Source organism: Pseudarthrobacter sp. AB1 (assembly GCF_014926485.1).
GTDB lineage: Bacteria > Actinomycetota > Actinomycetes > Actinomycetales > Micrococcaceae > Arthrobacter.
Window position 1 is genome coordinate 51539 of the sequence record NZ_PZKO01000032.1, and the last position, 24909, is coordinate 76447.

General features: G+C 65.7%; 19 protein-coding genes. 16 read left to right on the top strand and 3 right to left on the bottom strand.

What is annotated here, in order from left to right; genetic code table 11:
- Positions 1 to 110: 110 nt before the first annotated feature.
- Together murJ and DAD99_RS08900 are read right to left on the bottom strand one after the other, a co-directional pair.
- Complete coding sequence (gene murJ / locus DAD99_RS08895) at positions 111 to 2252, bottom strand: murein biosynthesis integral membrane protein MurJ (RefSeq protein WP_193341229.1); 2142 nt, start codon at positions 2250 to 2252, stop codon at positions 111 to 113.
- Between the two features lie 92 nt (positions 2253 to 2344).
- Positions 2345 to 2845: an NUDIX hydrolase gene (locus DAD99_RS08900; protein WP_193341367.1), complete on the bottom strand. Its 501-nt coding sequence runs from the start codon at positions 2843 to 2845 to the stop codon at positions 2345 to 2347.
- Positions 2846 to 3052: 207 nt separating this feature from the next.
- On the opposite strand from DAD99_RS08900, the gene DAD99_RS08905 reads away from it, so the two are divergent.
- The 15 genes from DAD99_RS08905 (at position 3053) to DAD99_RS08975 (ending at position 21354) form a co-directional block, all read left to right on the top strand.
- Positions 3053 to 4561, top strand: coding sequence for a CCA tRNA nucleotidyltransferase (locus DAD99_RS08905; protein WP_193341230.1), 1509 nt, complete (start codon positions 3053 to 3055; stop codon positions 4559 to 4561).
- Entirely contained in the window at positions 4558 to 5142 is a 585-nt protein-coding gene (locus DAD99_RS08910) for a histidine phosphatase family protein (RefSeq protein ID WP_185262037.1), read from the top strand. The genes DAD99_RS08905 and DAD99_RS08910 overlap by 4 nt, the downstream gene beginning before the upstream one ends.
- Positions 5143 to 5247: 105 nt before the next feature.
- On the top strand, positions 5248 to 6714 hold the full coding sequence (locus DAD99_RS08915; RefSeq protein ID WP_193341231.1) for a glycosyltransferase family 87 protein: 1467 nt from the start codon (positions 5248 to 5250) through the stop codon (positions 6712 to 6714).
- On the top strand, positions 6707 to 8146 hold the full coding sequence (locus DAD99_RS08920; RefSeq protein ID WP_193341232.1) for an NAD(P)/FAD-dependent oxidoreductase: 1440 nt from the start codon (positions 6707 to 6709) through the stop codon (positions 8144 to 8146). Before DAD99_RS08915 ends, DAD99_RS08920 begins: the two co-directional genes overlap by 8 nt.
- 55 nt (positions 8147 to 8201) lie before the next feature.
- On the top strand, positions 8202 to 10187 hold the full coding sequence (locus DAD99_RS08925; RefSeq protein ID WP_193341233.1) for a penicillin-binding transpeptidase domain-containing protein: 1986 nt from the start codon (positions 8202 to 8204) through the stop codon (positions 10185 to 10187).
- Between the two features lie 98 nt (positions 10188 to 10285).
- Positions 10286 to 11968: an ABC-F family ATP-binding cassette domain-containing protein gene (locus DAD99_RS08930; protein ID WP_193341234.1), complete on the top strand. Its 1683-nt coding sequence runs from the start codon at positions 10286 to 10288 to the stop codon at positions 11966 to 11968.
- Between the two features lie 42 nt (positions 11969 to 12010).
- Positions 12011 to 12784 carry a DeoR/GlpR family DNA-binding transcription regulator gene (locus DAD99_RS08935; RefSeq protein ID WP_193341235.1) on the top strand — a complete coding sequence of 258 codons (774 nt, stop codon included), beginning with the start codon at positions 12011 to 12013 and terminating at the stop codon, positions 12782 to 12784.
- Positions 12781 to 13977 carry an MFS transporter gene (locus DAD99_RS08940; protein ID WP_193341236.1) on the top strand — a complete coding sequence of 399 codons (1197 nt, stop codon included), beginning with the start codon at positions 12781 to 12783 and terminating at the stop codon, positions 13975 to 13977. Before DAD99_RS08935 ends, DAD99_RS08940 begins: the two co-directional genes overlap by 4 nt.
- A gap of 43 nt (positions 13978 to 14020) precedes the next feature.
- Entirely contained in the window at positions 14021 to 15517 is a 1497-nt protein-coding gene (locus DAD99_RS08945; RefSeq protein ID WP_193341237.1) for a bifunctional phosphatase PAP2/diacylglycerol kinase family protein, read from the top strand.
- Between the two features lie 173 nt (positions 15518 to 15690).
- Positions 15691 to 16653: an ABC transporter ATP-binding protein gene (locus DAD99_RS08950; RefSeq protein ID WP_193341238.1), complete on the top strand. Its 963-nt coding sequence runs from the start codon at positions 15691 to 15693 to the stop codon at positions 16651 to 16653.
- A gap of 14 nt (positions 16654 to 16667) precedes the next feature.
- Positions 16668 to 17555, top strand: coding sequence for an ABC transporter permease (locus DAD99_RS08955; protein WP_227007838.1), 888 nt, complete (start codon positions 16668 to 16670; stop codon positions 17553 to 17555).
- 20 nt (positions 17556 to 17575) lie between these two features.
- On the top strand, positions 17576 to 18925 hold the full coding sequence (locus DAD99_RS08960) for a sensor histidine kinase (RefSeq protein ID WP_193341240.1): 1350 nt from the start codon (positions 17576 to 17578) through the stop codon (positions 18923 to 18925).
- 49 nt (positions 18926 to 18974) lie between these two features.
- Positions 18975 to 19610 (top strand): response regulator, encoded by a 636-nt coding sequence (locus tag DAD99_RS08965; protein ID WP_375372202.1) that lies wholly within the window; start codon positions 18975 to 18977, stop codon positions 19608 to 19610.
- A gap of 70 nt (positions 19611 to 19680) precedes the next feature.
- Positions 19681 to 19962: a hypothetical protein gene (locus tag DAD99_RS08970; protein WP_309233236.1), complete on the top strand. Its 282-nt coding sequence runs from the start codon at positions 19681 to 19683 to the stop codon at positions 19960 to 19962.
- Between the two features lie 60 nt (positions 19963 to 20022).
- Entirely contained in the window at positions 20023 to 21354 is a 1332-nt protein-coding gene (locus DAD99_RS08975) for a M18 family aminopeptidase (protein ID WP_193341242.1), read from the top strand.
- A gap of 37 nt (positions 21355 to 21391) precedes the next feature.
- Here DAD99_RS08975 and DAD99_RS08980 read toward each other — a convergent pair whose 3' ends face one another.
- Entirely contained in the window at positions 21392 to 23626 is a 2235-nt protein-coding gene (locus DAD99_RS08980; protein WP_227007839.1) for a PKD domain-containing protein, read from the bottom strand.
- 506 nt (positions 23627 to 24132) lie between these two features.
- Between DAD99_RS08980 and DAD99_RS08985 the strand changes: the two genes are divergently transcribed.
- The gene (locus DAD99_RS08985) at positions 24133 to 24897 is read left to right on the top strand and encodes a glycosyltransferase family 2 protein (protein ID WP_255482205.1); all 765 of its coding nucleotides are present in this window, start codon (positions 24133 to 24135) and stop codon (positions 24895 to 24897) included.
- Positions 24898 to 24909 lie beyond the last annotated feature (12 nt).

Sequence of the window (24909 nt, forward strand, 5' to 3'; positions counted from 1 at the left end):
CGGCCGGCGAGCCGGTCTGCGCTTGCCTGCAACTACCCCTGTTCACTGTCGATCCTAGCCGATCGGCCATGGCCGCCGTGGGCGACAGGCAACCAAAAACCGCGGGAAGATCACTTTTTTCGAGGCCGTCGTGGCTTGAAATGGGGGTTCTGTCCGGCCTGGCCCTGGAACGTACGCCGGCCGGGAAGGGGAATCTCGTCGCGCAGCAGCCCGCCCCGTGCCGTGCCGGGAACGTCTTCGACGGGAAGGTATTCCGCGGCGGGTTCAGTGCCCCCGGCAGTTTCCCCGTGTGCACCCTCCCACGGACCCGGAGCGGCACGCATTCCGGGTTCCCCCGGCGGAGTTTCCGGCACCAAAGGCGCCGCCTGGCGTTCCGGTACGGGACCTGCGCGGAACGACACGGCGTCGAATTCGCCGGAGATCCGGGGAATCAGGCCGGTGTCCACCGAGACCGTGGCGCGTTCCGGCGTCGGACGTTCCGTTGCGGAAACGTCGTCAACCGCAGCCGGCACCGGCGTTCCCCCGGTGCCGCCCGAAGGTCCGGTACCGCGCCCCAGGCGTCCCAACAGAGGGCGCATGAGATCGCCGAGTTCCGCGACGTGGAAGATCTTGAGGAGGAAGAGATAGGCAACCAACATGATCGGTCCGACGACGATGACGGTCACCAGCGCAGCGGGCCGGCCGCTCCAGGCGAACCCGTCCGCGCTGTAGCTGCCCATCAGCCACAACGCCCCGGCGCCCGCGATCGCGGAACCGAGCGCCGCATATCCCATTCGGATGTACGAGTTCGCGATCCGCGGCCCGTCTAGGTGGCCCAGCAGCCGGCGCAGGAATAAGGCGCTGATGACCACCGAGAGGATGTTGCCCACCATGTACAGCAGCGCGATGGCGTAAATGATCTGGCCCACCGGCAGGAACTGGATCCCAAACGCACCGGCGACGTAAACCACAGCAAGAAGCAGTTGGATCCTAAAGGGCGTGCGGGCGTCTTCGTTGGCGTAGAAAACCCGCGACATCATAAAGTTGGCGCTCATAAACGGGGTACTCAGCGCGAGGATGGTGAGCGTCTGGGCCAGCATCACGCCGTCCTGGCGCGGACCACCGGAGAAGAACATGCCCAGCGGCCCGGCCAGAGCAAAGAGTGCCAGCGCGCCAAAGACCGTGGCCACCGCCATGGTGCGGAGACCGTGCGAGAGGGCGTCGCGGAGTTCTGCGCGGTTGCCATCCTGCGATGCACGGGTCATCCGGTTAAAGAGGACAGTGGCGAGGGAGAGCGCAATGATCGAGTGCGGCAGCAGGTACAGCTGGCTGGCCACCTCCAGGACCGCGTTGCCGGGCAGCATCTCTGCCGCCGGATCCCCCGCAGCCTTCAGCCGGAGCCGCTCGGCACCGGGAATAGTGGCGACGCGCATGACGTACAGGAACGCCAACTGCCCGACGGCGGCGGTCAGGAGCGTCCACACGCTCAGCTTGGCGGCCTGGCCAAGGCCCACTCCGCGCCAGCCAAACCGGGGCCGGAGCCCCAGCCTCAGGCGGATGACCGGGATCAGCAGGATAGCTGTCTGGGCCACCACGCCTATTGTCGAGAAGCCGGCCACAAGCAGGGTCTGGGAGGGACCCCAGTTGTCCAGCGTGTGCGGATTCATGGCATTTTCGCCGAAGATCCAGATGAACATGCCCAGGCCGCCAATGGCCACCAGGTTGTTCATGATGGGGGCCCACATGGCGGGCCCGAACGCGCCGTTGGCGTTGAGGACCTGTGTCAGCAGGGCGTAGAGGCCGTAGAAGAAGATCTGCGGCAGGCACCAGAAGGCGAAGGCGACTGCCAGGGCCTTCTGCTGCGGCGAATAACCCTGCGTGGTCAGCTCAATGACCCACGGAGCAGCGAACGTGACCAGCGTGGTGAGGCCCAACAGCAGGAGCACGGCCAGCGTCAGCAGCCGGCTGATGTAGTCCGCTCCCCTGTCCGGAGCCTTGCTCGCTTTGATGATCTGAGGCACCAGCACGGCGTTGAACACACCACCGGCCACCAGCAGGAAGATCAGGTTGGGCAGGTTGTTGGCATTGATGAACGTGTCGTTGACCGTGGAGCCGAGGCCCAGCGCGGCACCCAGCATCCAGGTCTTGCCGAAGCCCAGGAACCGGGACACCAAGGTGCCGGCAGCCATGATGGCGCTGGACCGCGTTTCACTCGCGGTTCCGCTCGGGGCGGCAGGGCCGGCTTTATCGGAGGGGGGATTGGTAGCTGACATCGCCTTCATCGTCTCACCCGGACGCTGTTTGTACCGCAACGGGCAGGCTATATGCCCGAACAGGCATACATGCAGCTCCGGCGGAGACAGCCTTAGAGGTGTTCTGGCAGGACTTCCCGGGCCAGATCCGCGATGCGCCGCTCGTTGGGGAACGAGAGCTTCCGTGCCAGTTCTTTGATGGGGACCCATGCGACGTCCACGGCTTCGTGGTCCGGATCGTTTTCGATGGTGAGTTCGCCGCCGGTAGCGCGCAGCAGGTAGTGGTGGACGGTTTTGTGGACACGGTGTCCGCTGACAGTGAACCAGTAGTCGATGCTGCCGAGCGGGGCCAGGATATCGCCCTCAATGCCGGTTTCCTCGGCAATCTCACGCACTGCTGCCTGCTCGTTGTCTTCCTTGCCTTCCGGATGGCCCTTGGGAAGGCACCACTCCAGCCGCCCGCCCCTATTAAGGCGGGCAATGATCGCAACCCTTAGTTCGCCGTCGGACGTGTCCACCACAACGCCGCCGGCGGAAATTTCCTCCACCGTGGGGAGCGAGGCCGGGGCCGAGTGCAGGGCAGGCGCGACGTGGGCACCAATTGCCGACGGCAACGGTGCGTTTGTCCTCCTGCCGGGAGCGCTCGGTACGGGATGGGCCATGGAGTCCACTCTAACGACTCTTGTCCGATCATGATGACCGGAACATGACATCAAAGTGGACTGCGTATGACGCACTTTGAGGGGCTGCAGGCGAATAGGAGCGATCTTGAGGAGATTTTGGCCTGCCAAGCCGCTGGTTTCTGACAAGCTTAAGTAACTATGGCGCACGCACATCACAAGATTGATTCCAACACCGTCGATTTCCAGGTTGATCCGGTGGTCCTGGAGCTCGGGCAGCGCTTTGTCGACGCCGGCCACGAGCTGTCCCTGGTGGGCGGCCCGGTACGGGATCTCTTCCTGGGACGCGCCTCACCGGACCTGGACTTCACCACGGACGCCACGCCGGGCCAGACAGTTGACCTGATCAAGAAGTGGGCGGACAACTTCTGGGAAATCGGCCGGGCCTTCGGAACGATCGGGATGCGGAAGGCCGGCTTCCAGATCGAGATCACCACGTACCGGGCCGAGGCTTACGATCCGGAGTCGCGCAAGCCCGTGGTGGCCTTCGGCACCTCCCTGACCGACGATCTCCTGCGCCGCGATTTCACCATCAACGCCATGGCCCTGCGGCTTCCGTCGCTTGAACTCATTGATCCGTTCGGCGGCGTCCGGGATCTCAACGCCGCCGTCCTGGCGACGCCGGCTTCACCCGAGGCCTCCTTCTCCGATGATCCCCTCCGTATGATGCGCGCCGCCCGGTTCGCCTCGCAGCTGGGCATTTCCGTGCACGACGACGTACGGCTGGCCATGAGCCAGATGGCCGAGCGGATCAAAATCATCTCGGCCGAACGGGTCCGTGATGAGTTGGTCAAACTCATCTGCGGTACCCACCCCCGGGTCGGCGTGGACCTCCTCGTGGAAACCGGCCTCGCCGAGTTCGTGCTGCCTGAGGTGTCCGCCCTGCGGCTGGAGTCTGACGAGCACCACCGCCACAAGGACGTCTACCAGCACTCCCTTCAGGTCCTGGAACAGGCCGCTGCCCTGGAAACGGATGCGGACGGCGCCGTGCCGGCCCCCGACTTTGTGCTGCGGTTCGCAGCGCTGATGCACGACGTCGGCAAGCCGGCTACGCGGCGTTTCGAACCGGGCGGCGCGGTCAGCTTCCGCCACCACGACATGGTGGGCTCCAAGCTCACTGCCAAGCGGATGAAGACTCTCCGCTTCGACAACGACACCATCAAGGCCGTGGCCCGGCTCGTAGAGCTGCACATGCGTTTCTACGGCTATGGTGACGCCGGGTGGAGTGACTCGGCCGTGCGCCGCTACGTCACGGACGCCGGCCCGCTGCTGGACCGGCTGCACCGGCTGACCCGCTCGGACGTCACCACCCGCAACCAGCGGAAGGCTGAGCGCCTCGCCTTCGCCTATGACGACCTGGAAGACCGGATCGCCGTTTTGCGCGAGCAGGAATCGCTGGACGCGGTCCGGCCCGATCTGGACGGCGCCAAAATCATGGCCATCCTGAACCTCAAACCTGGTCCCGTGGTGGGCCGGGCCTACAAGTTCCTGCTGGAGGAACGGATGGAAAACGGACCCCTGCAACCGGACGACGCCGAAGCGAGGCTGCGCGCGTGGTGGGCGGAGCAGCCCGAGGCGGCACCCCCGGTTCCGGAAGCAACAGACCCTCCCGCCGCCGTCGAACTTTCCCCGAACGAGGACTCCAAATGATTAATCCGATGACCGCCCCCCGCCCCCAGCTCTGGATCCTGCGCCACGGCGAGACCGAGTGGTCCAAGAGCGGGCAATACACCGGGCTCACCGACCTGCCCCTGACCGTGGAAGGGGAGCAGCAGGCCGTGGAGGCCCGGAAGGTGCTGGACCAGGTGGACTTCGACTTGGTCCTGACGTCCCCACTGCGCCGCGCCAGGCGGACCGCGGAGCTGGCAGGTTACCCCGACGCGCAGCATGAGCCGCTGGCGGTGGAATGGAACTACGGCGACTATGAGGGCATCAGTTCGGACCTGATCCGCAAGGACAACCCGGATTACCTGATCTGGACCCATGGTGTGCCCAACGGCGAGACCCTGGACGAAGTGGCAGCCCGCGCCGACAAGATTGTGGCCAGTGTGCTGGAATCCGGCCTGGACAACGTGCTGATCGTTGCGCACGGGCACTTCTCCCGGATCCTCACCGCGCGCTGGCTGGAACTAGCGCCTGCCGAGGGCCGTCATTTCATCCTGGGAACCGCGAAGGTCTGTACGCTCGGCTGGGATAAGCGGACCCCGGCCATTGTCCGTTGGGGACTTTAAAGACTTAATCGGGAATTTGTCTTCCTGCGGCGGCCTGAACTGAGGTGAGGGGCCGGTTACGGAGTCCGCGGCCCGGCAGGGCACGTCCCGGGTAAGCTCTCAGACATGCAGGAAACGAAGCCACCGGCGCGCCCGCGGCGCGCCCGCTTGGTTGTTCCGAGCCGCAGTGACCTGCTGCTGAAGAACTTCACGGAACTGATCGGTGGGCCGATGGGTGCACGGTCGGCGCCCGGCCTCGTCTCCCCCGGCGTTTTTACCGTGGAACGGGTCCTGATCATCCTGACCGTACTGGCGGCGTTGGCCGGCATCGCAGTCAAGGGTTACTGCCGGGCCAACGGCTGGTCCAGCCCCGGCCAGTTTTATTCCACGTGTTATTCCGACTTCCCGGAATTTTTCCGCAACCGCGGCCTGGGAGACGGCACGTTCCCGATCCTGAGCACGGCATCTCTTTTTGAAGATCCCGTCCTGATGGGACTTGTTGCCGGCGTGACCGCCTGGCTGATCCCGGGCGAGGGCGTAAGTGACGCGCGGGTCCTCGGCTACTTCGACGTTAACGCCACGCTGGTCGCAGCCGTCTGGATTGTCACTGTGCTGGCTACGGCCCGGATGTCGCAGCGGCGCCCCTGGGATGCGGCCATGGTGGCGCTGGCACCCGGCATTGTGCTGGCCGGAACCATCAACTGGGACATGTGGGCCGTCGCCTTGTTGGCGGTGGGAATGCTGTGCTTTTCGCGTGAAAAGCTAGTGCTTGCAGGCATCCTGATCGGCCTGGCCGCAGCGACCAAGCCCTATGCCGCCCTGGTTCTCGGAGCCATCCTCCTGCTGGCTCTGCGGACCGGGCGGATCCGCTCGTTCGTGATCACTGCCGTTGCCGGCGCCGCAGCCTGGCTGGCCATTAACGTGCCTGTTGCCGTCTCCAATCCGTCCGGCTGGTGGTACTTCTTTGGGTTCACCGAGACGAGGGAAGCCGGCTACGGGTCTGTATGGTTCGCCTACAACCTGGTGGCTCGACGGCTGCGCTGGCCGGTGCTGGATCCCGCCACTATCAACTGGCTGGCCCTTGCCGTGTTCCTGCTGGCCTGCGCCATGATTGCCGCGCTGGCGCTGACAGCGCGGCGCCGGCCGCGGCTGGCCCAGTTGGCGTTCCTCATCGTGGGTGCTTTTATCCTGACCAGCAAGGTCTATTCGCCACAGCATGTCCTGTGGCTCATCCCGTTGGTGGCACTGGCCCGGCCGCGTTGGCGGGATTTTCTAGTTTGGCAGGGTGTTGAAGGCCTGCACTGGGCAGCCGTCTGGATGTATCTGGGCCAGGTGACCAGCCAAGGCCCGACACAGCACAATATTGATATGCCTTACTACGTACTGGCAGTAGCCCTTCATATGCTTGTAACAGCATATTTAATGTTCCGGGTTGTCTGGGACATCCATGACCCGGACTACGATCCCGTCCGCCGGCATCACCTTGATGATCCGCAGGGAGGGCCGTTCGACGGACTGCCGGACTGGTTACGGTTCGGCCTCCGCCATCGCTCACATGCGGTACTCCCCTGGCGGGCGAAGCACCATGCCTGACGTCGCCGTCGTTGGTTCCGGACCCAACGGGCTGGCCGCAGCTGCCGTGATGGCGCGCGCCGGCCTCTCCGTTGAAGTCCACGAGGCGGCGGCCACCATCGGCGGTGGCACCCGCACCGCCGAACTGATGCAGCCGGGCCACTTCCATGACATCTGCTCGGCCGTGCACCCCATGGCAATGGCGTCCCCCTTCTTCCGTGACTTCGAGCTGGCACGCCGGATAGACCTGGTGGTGCCCAAGCTTTCGTTCGGATCACCGCTCGACGGCGGACGGGCGGCCCTCGGCTACCACAGCATCGAACGGACGGTCCAGGGCCTGGGCAGGGACGGCGACGCCTACCGCAGGCTCCTCGGCCCGCTCGTTGATCGCATTGGCGGCGTGATGGATCTGACGCAGCATCAGCTGCTCCGAATTCCCCGGGATCCCCTGGTGGCCGCACTCTTCGGGCTGCGGACACTGGAGCAGGGATCGCGGCTGTGGAACACCCGGTTTAAGGAGGACCTTGCGCCTGCACTGCTCAGCGGCGTTGCTGCCCACGCGGTATCGCGGCTGCCCTCGCTGGCCTCCGCCGGTGCCGGGCTTATGCTCACCGCACTGGCCCACGCCCAAGGCTGGCCGGTTCCGCTGGGCGGATCGGCCTCCATCGCTGCCGCGCTGGAAGCCGACATCCGTGCCCACGGCGGAGTGATCCACACGGGGGCGCCGATCGAGAGCCTCCAACAACTAGGCGGCGCGCGGGCCGCTCTGCTGGATGTGGCCCCCCGGGGTCTGCTGGCCATTGCTGGCGACAGGCTCCCGGGCAGGTATAGGCAAGCCCTGGAGACGTTCCGCTATGGGAATGGCTCCTGCAAGGTGGACTTCATCCTGTCCGGTCCCGTTCCGTGGGCGGCGCGGGAATTGCGTGACGCCGGCACGGTGCACGTCGGCGGCACACGCGCCGAGCTGGCGAGTGCGGAGAATGACGTGTCCGCCGGAAGGCACCCGGAGCGGCCCTACGTGCTGGTGGCCCAGCCATCGCGTTTCGACACCGGCCGCGCCCCGGCCGGGCGGCAGATCCTCTGGGCATACTGCCACGTGCCCGCCGGATCAACCCGCGACATGGGCGAGGCCGTGACCGCCCAGCTGGAGCGCTTCGCACCCGGGTTCCGGGACGTGGTGATGCAGAGACACGTGACCACGGCGGCGGAGCTTGCCAGCTACAACCGGAACTACGTGGGCGGAGATTTCAGCGCCGGCATCATGGATGTGCGCGGACTTGTCCAGCGCCCGGTGGTGTCCCGGGTTCCGTGGCGGACACCCGTGCCTGGCGTGTACCTCTGTTCGTCCTCCACACCGCCCGGCCCCGGTGTGACAGGGATGCCAGGGTATTTCGCCGCAAAATATGCCCTCAAGGACATATTTGGTCTGGATGTCCCCCCGCTCGGGGTTTGAACCGGGCGAGGATGGGTGACAGCAGGCACAGTTTAAATCGGGGCATAATAGCGCGGTGGGGAACTCAAAAAAACTGTCACTTGCCATAGCTGGACTCATCCTCGGCGCCTCCCTGGTTGCCTGCGACGACGGCAGAGGGGGTGCTGAGAGCGCCGCCAAGCAGTTTGCGTCCGCGCTTTCCACGCTGGACGTCGGCTCGATTGCCTTTGATGGCAAGGACTCCGGGGTGGCCAAACAACAGGTCCAGGACATCTTCAAGGCGCTGGATCCGGACAAGCCCGCTGTGGCGGCCGGCGAGCTCACGCTGGACGGCGACACTGCGGCCGTTCCGCTGAACTACACGTGGAAATTCGGCGCCGGAGAGTGGAAATACACGGTCTCAGCACAGTTCACGAAGTCCGGGGACAAATGGCTGGCCGTCTGGAACCCGGCCACATTGGTCCCAGGGCTCGGCGACAGCGAAATCCTCAGCAAAGGCACGCAGTCGCCGCAGCGCGCGGACATCCTTGGAGCCGGTGACGCGAAACTTGTCACGTACCGGCCCGTGGTGAACGTGGGGATTGACAGGCTGCTTCTGGGATCCGCGGACGCCGCCGCGTCGGCCACCCAGCTCGCCGAACTGGTGGGCGTGGATCCCGCCACCTATGCCCAACAGGTTGCGGCCTCCGGTCCGGAGGCGTTCGTCCGGGCCATCACCCTCCGTGACGAGGGCCGCACTGTCACCGACGCGCAGATCACGGCCATCCCTGGTGCCCGCGCCATCCCCGAAGTCCAGCCGCTGGCGCCCAGCCGCACGTTCGCGAGGGCAGTCCTCGGCACCGTGGGAGAGGTCACGGCGGAACAGATCGAGGCGTCTGGCGGCGGTCTGACCGCCGGAGACGTGACCGGCGTCGGCGGCCTCCAGCAGCAGTACGACGCACAACTCCGCGGCACCGACGCAGTGGTGATCCGTGCGCAGCGGGCCGACCTGACCAGCGAACAGATCCGGGCCGCAGGGACAGATCCCCGCAGGGTGGTGTTCGAGATGGCCCCGACCCCGGGCACGCCTTTGAAAACCACACTGGATCCAAACCTCCAGGAACTGGCCGAGAGCACCCTTGCCGGAGTGGGACCGGCGTCGGCCATTGTGGCGCTCCGCCCTTCAACCGGTGCGGTTCTCGCAGCGGCCTCAGGCCCGGGAAGTAACGGCTACAACACCGCAATGCTGGGCCAGTACGCCCCCGGGTCAACGTTCAAGATCATCGACTCGCTCGCCATGATCCGCAACGGCCTGACGCCCGATTCGAAGGTGGAGTGCACACCCACCCTCACCGTGGACGGGCGCACGTTCAAGAACGCGGAAGGCTACCCGGAATCCTCACTGGGATCGGTGCCACTCCGCGACGCCTTTGCCCACTCGTGCAACACGGCGTTCATCGCTGCGCGGGACACGGTCACGCAGGCCCAGCTTGAGGCCGCCGCCGTCGCCATGGGCGTGGCCGTGGAGGCCCCCGCGCTGGGCGCCGTGGCGTTCCTGGGATCCGTTCCGGGCGAGGCTGCCGGCACCGAACGTGCCGCCTCGATGATCGGCCAGGGCAAGGTGCTCCTGTCCCCGCTGGCGGCGGCCATCATGGCCGGCTCCGTGGGCAAGGGATCCCCCGTCTCGCCGCAGCTGGTCCTGAACCCAGACGGCGCAGCTGCGACAGACACCTCCGGCGCGGCGACGGCGGACGCGGGTGCGCCGTCGTCGACCGTTACGCCCGAGGCGCCGTCCAAGGCATCCGGACAGCCAATCACGGCCGCTGAGGCCGCGGCGCTGTCCGACATGATGCGGGCAGTGGTGACGTCCGGCCACGCCGGCTTCCTGTCGACCGTTCCAGGCGCTCCGGTGGGCGCCAAGACCGGCACGGCGGAGTTCGGCAACGAGAGCCCGCCCAAGACGCACGCCTGGATTGTGGCTGTCCACGGTGATCTGGCCGTGGCCGTCTTTGTTGAGGACGGCGGTCTTGGAGCCACCACGTCCGGGCCTCTGCTCAAGCAGTTCCTTACCGCCGCCGGCTAACCCTCGAGTTTTTGTCCAGATGTTCCGCGCAAAGTGGTGGCAACGGCACACTATCTGGACAAAAACTCGTGTGGGGAGGGCGTGGGAAGATTGTTGGCGTGGCCCACATAGACATTTCCGGTATTGACTACTTCCTTTCCGATGGCACCCAACTGCTCAACGGCGTGACCTTCAAGGTCCCGGACGGCACCAAAACAGCCCTGATCGGCCCCAACGGCACCGGCAAGACCACCCTCTTCCGGATCATTTCCGGCGACCTTGTTCCGGATGAAGGTGTGATCGGGCGCTCCGGAAACATGGGCATCATGCGCCAGTTCGTCGGCCAGGTCAGGGATGAATCCACGGTCCGCGACCTGCTCGTTTCCGCCGCCCCGCCGGCCCTGGCCGCCGCGGCCAAGGAAGTGGACTCAGCTGAGCTCGCGATGGTGGAGCACGACGACGAGCCCTCCCAGATGCGGTACGCCCAGGCGATCGTGGACTGGGGAGACGCAGGAGGCTACGACGTCGAAACCGTCTGGGACGAGGTCTGCATGGCCGCCCTCGGACTGCCCTTCGACCGTGCGCAGCACCGCCCGGCGTCGAGCCTTTCCGGCGTCGAGCAGAAGCGCCTGGTACTGGAGGCCCTGTTTGCTGGCCCCGACGAGCTGCTCCTTCTCGATGAGCCGGACAACTACCTGGACGTGCCGGGCAAGCGCTGGCTTGAGGACAAGCTCAACGAGTCCAAAAAAACTGTTTTCTTCATCAGCCACGACCGCGAGCTGCTGAACAATGCGGCCGGACGCATCGTGACCCTCGAACCGGGTATCAATGGCGCAGGTGCCTGGGTGCACGGCGGCGGCTTTGGCTCCTACGTTGACGCCCGCGCCGACCGGAACGCCCGCTTCGAGGAACTCCGCAAGCGTTGGGACGAGGAGCACGTGAAGCTCAAGGAACTCGTCAACATGTACAAGAACAAGGCGGCCTTCCGCTCCGACATGGCCAACCGCTACCAGGCCGCCCAGACGCGCCTGGCCAAGTTCCTCGAGGCCGGGCCGCCCGAGGCACTGCCGATCGAACAGAACGTGCGCATGCGGCTGAAGGGCGGCCGGACCGCCAAGCGAGCTGTCGTGGCTGAGAAACTGGAACTGACCGGGCTGATGAAGCCGTTCTCCACCGAGGTGTGGTTCGGGGACCGCGTGGGTGTGCTCGGCTCCAACGGCTCCGGCAAGAGCCATTTCCTGCGGCTGCTCGCCACGGGCGGGACGGATCCCGAACGCGAGCACCTGCCCGTGTCCGAAGTCGATATTGCCGAAGTGCCGCACGAAGGGACCGTGAAACTCGGCGCCCGCATCCGGCCCGGCTTCTTCGCCCAGACCCACGTCCGGCCCGACCTCCTGGGCAAGACCCTGCTGGAGATCCTGCACCGCGGCGACGAGCACCGGTCCGGTCTGGGACGTGAGGCCGCCGCCGGCGCCCTGGACGGCTACGGACTTGCATCGCAGTCGGAGCAGAAGTACGAGTCCCTCTCCGGCGGCCAGCAGGCGCGGTTCCAGATCCTGCTGCTGCAGCTCTCCGGCGCCACGCTCCTGCTGCTGGATGAGCCCACGGACAACCTGGACCTCCATTCGGCCGAAGCACTGGAAAAGGCCATCGACCACTTCGAGGGAACCGTCCTGGCTGTCACCCACGACCGCTGGTTCGCCCGCACCTTCGACCGGTTCCTGGTGTTCGGTTCCGACGGCCGTGTCTACGAGTCCCCCGAGCCCGTGTGGGACGAAAAGCGGGTTGAGCGCGCCCGCTAGTCAGCTAATGTTCATATGATCAAGAATTGCTATCATATGAACATGAAGACAGAAGAGCGGCACCGCCTGATTGGGGAGCTGCTGCGCCGTAAAACCGAGGTCTCGGTGGAAGAGCTGACCCTGGCGTGCGACGCGTCCGGCGCCACCATCCGGCGGGACCTTGAGCTGCTCGCAGCGCATGGCGTCCTTCGCCGGGTCCACGGCGGTGCCACGAGCCTTATTGCCGGCGGCGAAAACCCCGGCTACGGCCAACGCGAACTCGAAGACCAGGCCGTGAAGGTCAGGATCGCCGTCGCTGTGGCCGGCCTGCTGGGAGAGCGCGAGCATGTGTGGCTGGACAGCGGCACCACAGCCACGGAAATTGCCCGTGTCCTCCGCGGGCGCGAACTGACGCTAATGCCCATGTCCTTGCGCTCCCTGGCAACGGTCACAGACGGCGACCCGCATGCCGGCCAGCGTCCTGCCCTGCTGCTCCCCGGCGGAAGCCTGGTACCCGGCGAGCTGTCGTTCCAGGGGCCGCTCGCGCAAGCCAACATCCGGTCCCTGCGCTTCGACACGGCAGTGGTCACACCCTGCGCCTTGAACCTCAGGGACGGCCTCCTGGCCCATGATCTCGAGGACGCCGCAGTGAAACGGGCTGGCCTTGAATCGGCGGCGCGGGTAATTGTTGCCTGCGCCGGTGCCAAATGGAATGCCTCCGCGATGGCACTGGTTGCCCCCTTGGACGCAGTGCACGTGATAGTCACGGACAAAGACCTGAGTGCGGACGAACTCGCACACCTCAACAAGCTCTCGGTGGAAGTAGTCAAAGCATGAGCATCAATACCAGCACGACGGCCGGGCCGTCCCTAAGGGCAGCCGCGGCCGCCACTTTCGTGGTCTTCGGTGTCAACGGCTTTGTTTTTGCCAGCTGGGCCGCCAGGATCCCCGCCGTCACCGAGACGCTGCAGCTGACCTCCGGCCAGATGGGGACGCTTCTGCTGTGTATAGCCGTCGGCTCACTGCTGGCCCTTCCGACGGCGGGACTTGTGGTGGGGAAGATCGGCACCGCCAACGCGGTGCGAGCAGGCGGTTTGCTGTCAGCCCTGGCCGGGGTGGGCATTGCACTGTCATTGTCGGCGGAATCGGTGCCGGGCACTGCCGTTGCGCTGTTCTTCTTCGGCATCGGCGTCGGGCTGTGGGACGTTTCCCAGAACATTGAAGGGGCAGACGTCGAGCACAAGCTTCGGCGAACCATCATGCCGCAGTTCCATGCGGCCTTCAGCGGCGGGGCCTTTCTGGGGGCGCTGATCGGGGCGGGCCTGTCAACGATCGGTGTTGGCCTGCCGTTGCACCTGCTGGCCATCGCCGGCGCGGTGGTGGTAGTGGCCCTCGTGGCGCCCCGCTACTTCCTCCCGCACATAGCTCACGCCCTTCCGGTGGAAGGTGAGCCGCAGGCCGTCAAGGGGCCGTCTGCCTGGCGGGACAGCCGCACCCTGCTGATCGGCGTTGTGGTCCTGGGTGCCACCCTTACTGAAGGGGCCGGAAACGACTGGATCGCCAAGGCCACCGTAGACGGACTGGGTGCCTCGGAATCGAGCGGCGCCCTGATGTTCGCGTTGTTTGTGCTGGCGATGACAGCCATGCGGCTTTTCGGCGGCCGCGCGATCGACATCCACGGCCGTGTTGTGGTGCTCCGGGCAAGCATGGCCGCCGCGGCTGCAGGCCTGTGCCTGTTTGTGCTCGCAGGGAACATCTGGCTGGCCGGTGTTGGCGTTGCCCTGTGGGGTGTGGGCGCCGCGATGGCGTTCCCCATGGGAATGTCCGCTGCTGCCGACGATCCGAAGCACGCTGCCGCGAGGGTCTCGGTTGTATCCACGCTGGGGTATGTTTCCTTCCTTGCCGGCCCGCCCTTGCTGGGCTACCTGGGAGACCTCACGGGAATCCATCTGGCACTCTTGGCGATCCTCGCACCGATCGTGGTGGCATTGCTCCTCGCCGGAGCCGCGAGGCCACTGTCCTCCAAGTAGCGACCTCCACGCAGGGCGGGACCACCGGTAATAGGGTGGGGTGATGTACAGAGTGTGGCGCAAAGCACCCGGGTTGATCAGCCGACTTGACCGGTATCTCGTCCGCGGTGTGGCGTCGTTCCCGGGCGGGAACCACGATACGTTTTTCCGCCGCCTGTCGGCGTCCGCCACTCACGGCAAACTGTGGATGGTGGCAGCGGCGATCATGGCCTTGTTTCCCGGCAGGCCCCGGAGGGCCGCCATGCACGGGCTGATCGCCCAAGCGGTGGCATCAGCGGTGACCAATGTGGTGTTCAAGACGCTGCTTCCGCGGGCACGGCCGCTCCCGGAGCATCTGCCGGTTTTCCGGTTCGTCCACCCGCAGCCCACCAGCTCTTCCATGCCATCGGGGCATTCGGCCTCGGCCATTGCCTTCGCGCTCGGCGCCGGGATGGTCAAGCCGGTGGTCGGTGCGGCACTTGCGCCGGTGGCACTGGGGGTGGCCTACTCGCGGGTCCATACCGGCGCCCATTGGCCATCGGATGTGTTCTTCGGTTCGGCGATCGGCGCAGGGGCGGCGCTGGTGACCCGCAAGTGGTGGCCAGTCCGCCCACCGTTTCCCGGTGTGTCCCGCACCGAAACCGAAGCCCCCACGCTGCCAGGCGGTGAAGGCCTCAGCATCGTGGTGAATACCCTGGGCGGCTCGTTTACGGAACAGACAGCGGACGCCCTCCAGGAAGTATTCCCCAAAGCGTATATAAAAACGGTCCAGCTAGGTGAGAGTTTGGTCGAGGCTATCCAGGCCACCGCTTCCCACCCGGATACCCGTGCCCTGGGTGTCTGGGGCGGAGACGGAACCGTTGGCACCGCGGCCGCGGCAGCCGTCCAACATTCCCTTCCCCTGCTGGTGCTCCCGGGCGGGACCCTTAACCACTTCGCCCGGGACACGGGAACTGGCAACCTTAACGACGCTGTGGCAGCCGCGACCGCAGGTGAAGCCGCCCGCGCCGACGTCGGCATTGTGACCGTGGAGCGCGGGCTGGCGGGCAACCCGGAGAGAGCTGACCTGATCATGCTGAACACCGCCAGCATCGGCCTCTACCCCAACCTCGTCCGGCGCAGGGAGCAGCTGCAGCCGGCCCTCGGCAAACCGCTGGCCGGCGTTGCGGCAATGCTCCGGACCTTCGCCGCAGGGACGCCCACCGCCTTGACCGTGGACGGTGTCCGGCACAAACTCTGGATCGCGTACATCGGCCGCGGCCGCTACTACCCCCGGGACCACGCGCCCTTGTCGCGGCCCGTGCTGGACGACGGCGTCCTGGATGTCCGGATGATCACCGCCGACGAATCCTTTGCCCGGCTCCGGCTCCTGTGGTCGGTGCTGACCGGCACGGTGGCGACGTCCCGGATCACCCACCTGCGGGAAGCCAGAGAGGTCCGGATTGAGTCGGAGGGCTCCCCCATGGCGCTGGCGGTCGACGGCGAAGCACTGGCCGGCGTGCGAAGCGTCCGGATCCGGGTGGAACCGCGCGCCCTGACGTACTACTCGCCCCGCACCTAAGGCGGCTGCGTCCCGGAGGGGACCCCTAATCATCCGTCCGGACTACCCTGATTCGACCCTGAATCATCCCTGAGACAGGCGAAATCCGGCGGTGCCGTCGGTAGCGTGGAGCGTACAAACGAAACTTCCCCGCATTCCGCAGCCACGCGGCTGCTGTTCTAAGGAACATTTCCATGATTGAGGCAACAGGCCTGTCCAAGGTCTACGGCAGCAAAACGGCGGTTGACGGCGTCAGCTTCACCGTCAAGGCAGGGCAAGTAACGGGCTTCCTAGGTCCGAACGGAGCCGGCAAATCCACCACCATGCGCATGATCATGGGACTGGACCGCCCGACGTCGGGCACGGTGACAGTCAACGGCCTGCACTACGCCGACCACAAGGCCCCCCTGCACGAGGTCGGAGCGCTGCTGGACGCCAAAGCGGTTCACACCAGCCGCAGCGCCTACAACCACCTGCGGGCCATGGCGGCGACGCACAACATCCCCACATCCCGGGTACATGAAGTCATCGAGATGACCGGTTTGGAGGCCGTGGCCCGGAAGAAGGCAGGCGGCTTCTCGCTGGGCATGGGGCAGCGCCTGGGCATTGCCAACGCGCTCTTGGGCGATCCTCAGACCCTGATCCTGGACGAGCCGGTCAACGGCCTCGATCCGGAAGGTGTGTTGTGGGTCCGCAACCTGGTCCGCTACCTTGCCGGAGAGGGCAAGACCGTCTTCCTGTCCTCACACCTCATGAGCGAGATGGCCCAGACAGCAGATCACCTGATCGTGATCGGCCGCGGAAAAATTATTGCGGACGCCCCCGTGCAGGACATCATTGCAGGCACCCGTCAGGTCAAGACCCTGGTCCGCACATCCGCGGCCACCCAGCTGTCAGCCCTGCTGTCCGGCGATGGCGTGACGGTGGACCAGGGCCAGCCCGAAACCCTGGAAGTGACGGGCCTGGACGCGCGGCAGATCGCCCAGGTGGCACTGGACAACCGGGTCCTCGTCTACGAGCTCACCCCGCAGCAGTCGTCTCTGGAAGACGCCTACTTCGATCTCACCAAGGACGAAGTGGAATACCACTCACACCTGACCGGTGGACCCGGCAGCGAGTTCGCTCCGGAAACCGCCCCGGCAACGGCAGGAAAGTAAGGACGATGACCACCATGACTGATACCCAAACTTCCCGTGTCCGCACCACCGCTGGCACCAAGGGGGTGACGTTCGGCGGTGTCCTGCGGTCCGAATGGATCAAGCTGTTCTCCCTGATGTCCACCCGCATCCTGCTGTTCCTGACGCTGGTGGCGATTGTCGGCGTCGGAGCCCTTGCCGTACTGATCCGGTTCTCCTTCCTGGACGAAATGGCCCGGCGGGCGCGGGACCAGGGCCAGGCCCTGACGCCCGAAATGATGGCGCAGTCCTTCCCGCCGGGATCTGGTTTTGACCTGTACAACCTGCCCAATGCCGGCCTGCAGATCGGCATTCTGGTCCTGGGCTCGCTGGCCGTCCTGTTCATCTCTTCCGAATACGCCACGGGCATGATCCGTTCCACCATGAACGCCGTCCCGCGCCGCACGCCGGTCTTTGTGGCCAAGGCAATCCTGCTCGCCGTGATCTCCTACGTCATCACCACCATCGCCGCAGTGGCCACGTTCCTGATTGCCATGCCGGTCTTCCAGGGCCTGGGCATGGACCTGGCCTGGTCCACGGACGGCGTGCTGTACAGCATCTTCACGGGCGGACTCTACGTTGCCGGCGTGGCCTTGATCGGCCTCTCACTCGGCGCGCTGCTCCGCAACTCCGCCGGCGGCATCACCGTGCTGGTGGGCCTGTTCTTCGTGGTGTCCATCGCGGCAAGCTTTATGGCCTTCATCCCGGGTGACTTCTGGAAGTACGTGCCCCAGTACCTCCCCAGCGACGCCGGTGGACGGTTCCTGTCCATTGGCCACACCGACGGCGTCATCGATCCCTGGCAGGGCGGCCTGATTTTCCTGGGCTACGTTCTGCTGTTTCTGGTTCCGGCCATGATCGTGCTCAAGAAACGCGACGTCTAGGCGGACACCAGGCTTAGAGCATGAATGAAGCGGCACTCGTGAGGGACGCGCCGGCCAGTCAGGCCGATGCGTCCTTTGCCGAAATCACGGCCAAGCGCCGCGGCCTGCTCCGGCGGTACCTGTACCAGCGTCCGCGGGTGATGGACATTGTGGTGATATTCGGCTACGCGCTGCTGGTGGCGCCGACCGTGGTGGACACGATCATGTCCGGCACCTGGCTGGCGGCGGCGCTCCTCTTCGCGGTCGCGGGGGCCCTGTTCTTCCGGCGCTCCCACCCCGTGGCGCTGGCAGCCTTCGTCGCGGTCATGGAAGTGGCTGTCACGCTGCTGCACCCGTGGGGCTCCAACGTTTCGGCGGGGCTGTGGTTCTCGCTCTACGCCGTGGCACTGGTGCACACGCGCCGGTTCGCGCTGGTGGCGATGGCAGCCGCCACGGCGCCGCTGGCCCTGCTATACCTGCTGGCCGCCGTCGGCCCCATGGAGAGTTCCTTCATCCACGACGCCAGCGGCAATCCCGGGGATTTCCACCTCCTGACCAGCATCGCCACCGGCGCCAGCATCGCCCTGTCCAACGTCATCGCCACCGGGATCGGCATCTCGGTGCGGCAGCGACGGGAGCACGAGCAGGAGATCGCCGCCTGGGCGGCGCGGACGGCAAGCCTGGCGTCCGTCAATGAACGCAACAGGATCGCCCGCGAAATGCACGACGTCGTGGCGCACTCGCTGACGGTGATGGTCAGCCTCTCCGATGGCGCCGCCGTCGTGGTCCGGAAAAGTCCCGACCGCGCCGGCGAGGTGCCTGGTGAACTGTCGCGGACCGGCCGCACCGCGCTGGCGGACATGCGGCGCGTGCTGGGAGTACTCCGGGACGACACCGGCGGAATCGCACCGCGCCAGCCCCTTGCTTCCGGCGACAGCCTGGCGAAGCTCCTGGAGGGTTTCCGGACCGCGGGCCTGCCGCTTCACTACTCACACACCGGCCCGGCCCTGCCCGACGACGCGGCGTTCCAGCTGACGGTCTATCGGATAGTCCAGGAGTCACTGACCAATGTGCTCCGCTATGGCCGGTCGCTGGGACGGGTGGATGTGGGAATCGTCCGGGCCGGCTCCACGGTCACCATTGAAGTGCTCGACGACGGCGCCGGAGTCCAGGGTCCGGGCACCTCCGACGGCGGCGGGCCGGGTTCTGCCGGTCCCGGTTCCGGCCAGGGGCTGGCGGGCATGGCCGAACGGGCGCGTATCTACGCCGGCACCGTGGTGGCCGGGCGGCGCGGCCGCGGCTGGCGGGTCTATGCCGTCCTGAGCTGGCCGGCTGACGAGCCCGCGGAAACCCACAACCATCCATCTCAACTGCAAGGCACCCGTGACTGAGACCCAACCGATCAACGTCCTGCTGGTGGATGACCAGCCGCTTCTCAGGATGGGCTTCCGCCTCATCCTTGAGGGCGAGGAAGACCTGCATATTGTTGGTGAGGCCTCCGACGGTGCCGAGGCGGTGCGGCTGGTCCGCGGCCTGAACCCCGACGTAGTTCTGATGGACGTCCGGATGCCCGTGCTGGACGGCATCGAGGCAACGCGTGCCATCACAGCCTCCGGATCATGTGCCCGGATCATCATCCTCACCACCTTTGATGTGGACGAATATGCGTTCACCGGTCTGCAAGCAGGCGCGTCCGCGTTCCTCCTCAAGGACGTGGCGCCGTCGGACCTGGTCAACGCCGTGCGGGTGGTGGCCAGCGGGGATGCCGTGGTGGCCCCGCGCGTCACGCAGCGGCTGCTGGAGACGTATGTCCGCGGTGCTGCCATGCCGGCACCCTCCACCGCGCCGCGGGACCCCCTGCTCGAAGACCTCACCCCACGCGAAACCGAGATGCTCGAAGCCATGGCGGAGGGTCTCTCCAACGCCGAGATCGCGCACCGGTATTTCCTGTCGGAAGCAACGGTGAAGACCCACGTCCGCCGGATCCTCACCAAGCTCCATCTGCGCGACCGGGTCCAGGCAGTGGTGTACGCCTACGAGACCGGCCTGGTGGTCCCGAGCAATCCCGACTACTGACACTGGCGCGGCCTGCTGACGCACAGGAACCGCCTATGCAGGGGATAGGCGGGACGCGTTGGATGGAGCCATGAGCACCCACCTTCCCCACCCCGACCCCGACCACGACCGCGGCCTCGAGTTCGATCTGTCCACCATGATCAGCCGCCGTTCCCTCGGTATGTTCTTCGGCGCCGGCGCCGGCGGTGCGGCAGCGGCGCTGGCAGCGTGCACCCCCGGCGGGTCAGGCACGGCAACCGGCACGTCGACGTCGGCCGCCACCGAGAGTGCCTCAGCAACATGGCCCGCACCACGCGGCAGTCGGACAACGTCTTCAGGGATGACGGCGGCATCTACCAGTTGGCCACCATGACAGGATCGGCATCCGCCGGTTACACTTCCGGGCTCAATGTGACCATTTAGACTCGGAACCATGCCTTCACCTTCCGCCGCCGCTTCCAGTGCCGTTGACCACATCCAGGACCTTGGCGCGTACGTCAGCGCATCGCCGTCGAGTTTCCACGCCGTCCACGAGGCCGCCCGGCGGCTGGAGGAGGCCGGGTTCACGGGCCTGGACGAGCGTGAGCCCTGGGCCGGCGGGGCCGGATCGTTCTACCTGGTCCGCGACGGCGCGCTGATCGCCTGGGTGGTCCCGGAAGACGCCGGGCCCACTACCGGGTTCAACATCCTCGGTGCGCACACTGACTCCCCGTCCTTCAAGCTGAAGCCCAAACCCACCACCGGAGCTTTCGGTTGGCTGCATGCAGGGGTGGAGGTCTACGGCGGCCCGCTGCTGAACTCCTGGCTGGACCGCGAACTTCGGCTGGCGGGCCGGCTGGTCATGCTGGACGGCACCGCACATCTCACCGCCACCGGCCCGATGCTCCGCTTCCCGCAGCTGGCCATCCACCTTGACCGTGCGGTGAACGACGGCCTGACCCTGGACAAGCAGCGGCACATGAACCCTGTGTGGGGCCTGGGGAATCCCGCCGACGTAGATCTGCTGGGCGTTTTGGCGTCCCATGTGCCTGGTGGCGCTTCGGTTGATCCTGCGCGGATCGGCGGGTACGACGTCGTTATTGCAGACACACAGGCGCCAGCGGTTTTCGGGGCCAACGGTGAGTTCTTCGCCTCCGGGCGCCTTGATAACCTGTCCGCGACGCACGCCGGGCTTGTGGCGCTGATCGCGCATGCGGCTTCTTCCGCCGCCGGTGCCGCGGGCAAGGGTGCGCCGATCGCCGTCCTCGCGGCGTTCGACCACGAGGAAGTCGGCTCGAATTCACGTTCGGGAGCGTGCGGACCCATTCTTGAGGACGTCCTGGTGCGGGTCTCCGACGGCCTGGGTGCATCGGTGAGCCAGCGGCGGCAAGCACTGGCGGCGTCGTTCTGCGTTTCCGCGGACGCGGGCCACGCCGTTCACCCCAACTACCCGGAGCGGCACGATCCGGCCAACCATCCAGTCCTGAACGGCGGCCCGCTGCTGAAGATCAACGCCAACCAGCGGTACGCAACGGACGCCGCCGGCGCGGCGTTCTGGGCCAGACTGTGCGGCGAAGCGAAGGTGCCGTACCAGGAATTTGTGTCCAACAACGTGATGCCCTGCGGCTCCACCATTGGCCCCCTGACCGCCACCCGACTGGGGATCCGGACTGTCGACGTCGGCGTTCCCCTGCTCTCGATGCACTCCGCCCGCGAGCTCTGCGGTGTGGCGGACCCGCACCGGCTGGCCACGGTCACGGAGCTGTTTTTCCGAACCGCGGTTTAGGCGGTTCGATCAGACGGCCGGTTTTCACGCGCCCCGGTCAGCTGGCCGGCTTGAGCGCCGTCCGCCATGCAGCGACAGCCCGCGCGGCACTCAGGGTCCAGGTTGACGCACCAGTGGAGCCAGCGCTGGTTTGGACCCGGTCTGCCAGTTCCGCGATCTGGCCACCGGCAGCCTCCCACCGTCCGGTCCAGCCAGCGGGCGCCGTCACGACCGGAGAAGCGCAATCACACGCGACTCCGCCGATCAGCATTGCGCCGTTGGTGGCCGTCGTGCTGCCAGGAACCGTGATGCTGGTCGCCGAGTATGTGGTGTCAACTGCCGTGGTCAGAGGGCCGTCCAGCGGGTTGGCGTTATCGACGCCGCGGTAGGCCGTAACGCCGCCGCCCCACCGCACGGAAGTGCTCAACGTCCAGCTGTAGCTTGCCGGATCGGTGGCGCCCACCACATGGTAGTAGGCGAAGGCCCGGGCGCCGGATGTTGACCCGCTGTTGATCGAAAGGGCATTCACCAGGGGGATCCACCCAGCAGGCACCGAGGCCATGGACGGATTCAGGTCCGCCGTGATGGCCGCGACCAGCACATCTCCGGGTGACGTTCCGGCCGGTGCCCGCAACGACACGGCGGAGGCGGCCGTTCCCGCGAACGTGGTGGCTGAGCCGACCACCGTTACGCCGCCGGCCGGGGGAGCCGGGTTGACGCTGATGGTTGTGGTGGCGGAGCTTGTGCCGCCGCCGTTGGTGGCGGTCAGGGTGGCTGTGTAGGTGCCTGCGGCTGCGTAGGTGTGGGCTGGGTTCTGGGCGGTGGAGGCGCCGCCGTCGCCGAAGGTCCAGGACCAGGAAGTGGGTATGCCGGTGGAGGTGTCGGTGAAGCTGACGTTTAGCGGTGCGGTGCCAGTGGTGGGTGCGGCTGTGAACGCTGCTGTTGGTGCGGGTTGCGGTGTTACCGGTCCCAGGGACCGGTCCGAGAACCAGTAACGCTTTGCCACGTGGTCGCTGGCCAGGACCACAATGCCGGTGGAGTTGTCCACACTCTGCTTGGTTGTGGTCACGTTGTTCATGTTCGACGAGGAGGCGCTCTGGATGATGGGCGTGCCCCGTCCGGATCCGAATACCGGGTTGTCCATGGACGCGGTCTTCTCATATATGCTGCCCGCCACGCCGGAATAGGCACAGCCGCTCGCGGATGTTGGCGGCGCCGTCTGGAAGGCCCGAACCAGGTTGTTCTGGGTATCCAGCATGATCTGCGGCCGGGAGACGCAGTCGCCGGCTACGGAAATTGTCGACGTGGAGAAGGACCCGGTTCCCGGTTTGAAAACCAGCAGCAGCAACTGAGGCAGCGTCGGGTCGGAGCTGGAATCGTTGAGACTGGTTTTGACCGCCGCGAAAACCCGTCCGGAGGTGTCCGCCTGAAGAGTCTTTAGGTTCAGGTGGTCATCGGCCTGTCCTTTTCCCTGGATCGCTGGCTGGACTTTCCACGATGACGTCGCCGTTGGAGCTGTTCCATCGGTGCGCGTTGCCCACCAAACGGAACCAGTGAGCTGGTCGCTCCACATCACGCCGATTTTCTTTTTCCCGTATGCCACCACAGCTGAAATGTCGTCAGGGGCGGGGTTCGGATTGGAGACCGGAACAACGAACGGGGTGGCCCAGCCAGGGCCTCCATTCGCGGCGTAATTGACGTAGACGCTGTTGGTGAAGCCGGATGTCGCGTTGCCCGTGACCTGCGTCCACGTTGCCCAGAGCATTCCGGTCGAGTCGATATCGATGGTCATTGATTCGCTGGAGTTGTTAGTGATCTCCGTGGGAAACCCGCTGTCCAACGTGTACTTACCTGCTGAGTAGCTATAGCGGTACAGTTTTGCCGGCTGCCCCGAGAGGGACGGATTTGGCGGGCCGTCTCCACTGATAGTCACTACATGGGACGCAATGTACAGGTGGCTGCCGTCCCACAAGGTATCAGCGAGCGTGCTGCCGCGGGTGTCATTCACGACGCCCGTGTCCACCCAGGACTGGGTGGCGCGGTCCAGCCGGAAAATGGACCACCCGCTCCCGGCCTTCCACATGTCCGCCCACCACGAGCCGTCGTTCCACCACAGCTTGCTCTGCGGCTTGTCCGACGTGGGCGGGTTGCTGACACCTGAATAGCTTAGGCTCGGAGTGCCGTAGGCCGGGTCCGCCGATGCCACGGGGGAAGCGGCCAGAAGGGAGCCCGCAACGATGACGGCTATGGCGAGTGTTTGGCTCAGCCACTTGGCGGCACGGGTAGTTTTCATCGTGGGCTCCTGGCGCATCAGAGTAGACGGGCTGGAGTCCCTTTGCGCACTGGCCCAGAAACAGTGGCGGCACCCCAGTTAATTGTCAAGCGTAGACCCCGGGAGTGCGACCAGCAAGAAATCCCCCAATACCTAAAATGCGGGCCGAATAACAACCCCCATACCTAATATTCGAGCCGGCGGATAAACCCCTGTACGTGGTCGGAAAACGCGTAGGCCGCCGTACAAAAGTGAGTACTTGCTACTGGTGACTCTGCGTCAGGCCGGCAATAGGCTCTTCATCACGGCAAGAGTCGAAGGCTATGTTTGCTGGGGCCAGAGACCAGACCCATGACCGGATAAAGCGCTGAAGCCGCGCTCGACTTCCCAGCCGAGCGCGGTGTTGACTAATCCGCAAACGTCATGAAGTGGTGAGGTATTTGTCCATTTCCACCCAGCTCCCAATTGCATTCACGATGCCGGTGGTCGAGGTCACCAAGGCCTCAGTCAGTGTCGTCATTCCAACCTTGAACGAAGCAAAGAATCTCCCGTGGGTGCTTCGCCGCATGCCGTCGTACGTTGACGAAGTAGTCATCGTCGACGGGCGCTCGCGGGACAATACGGTGGAGGTTGCGAAGGCACTCCGTTCCGACGTCGTTATTGTCCACGAACTGCGCAAGGGCAAAGGCGTAGCGGTAAGGTCCGGCTTCGCCGCCTCCACCGGCGACATCATTGTCATGCTGGACGCCGATGGAAGCATGGATCCGCAGGAGATCGGCTGGTTTGTATCCCCTCTCCAGCATGACTACGACTTCGTCAAAGGCTCGCGGTACGTCACCGGAGGCGGATCCGAAGACCTGACGCGGCTGCGGAACGTTGGCAACAAGGTGCTAACAGGCTTGGCGAACACGGTTCTCCACAGCAATTACTCCGACCTTTGCTACGGCTACATCGCCTTCCGCCGGGAGTGCCTTGAGGTCCTCGAGCTCGAATCCGACGGCTTCGAGATTGAGACCGAGCTGATCGTCCGGGCGGCACGGGCCGGACTTCGCATCGCAGAAGTGCCGAGCATTGAGCTCGACCGAATTTCCGGAGCCTCGAACCTGCAGACATTCCGGGATGGGTGGCGGGTCCTTGGCACGCTGGCCCGTGAATGCACCCTGTGGGAGTCGCCCACGGCAGGAGCCAGGCCCGAAGCCCTCCGCCGGGTGAAATATGCGTACGCCAATGTGACCGTCCCGCGGACCCCCACGGACCCCCAGACGGTCCTCTCCCTGGTCCGGGCAAGCTAGCATGCTGGATCG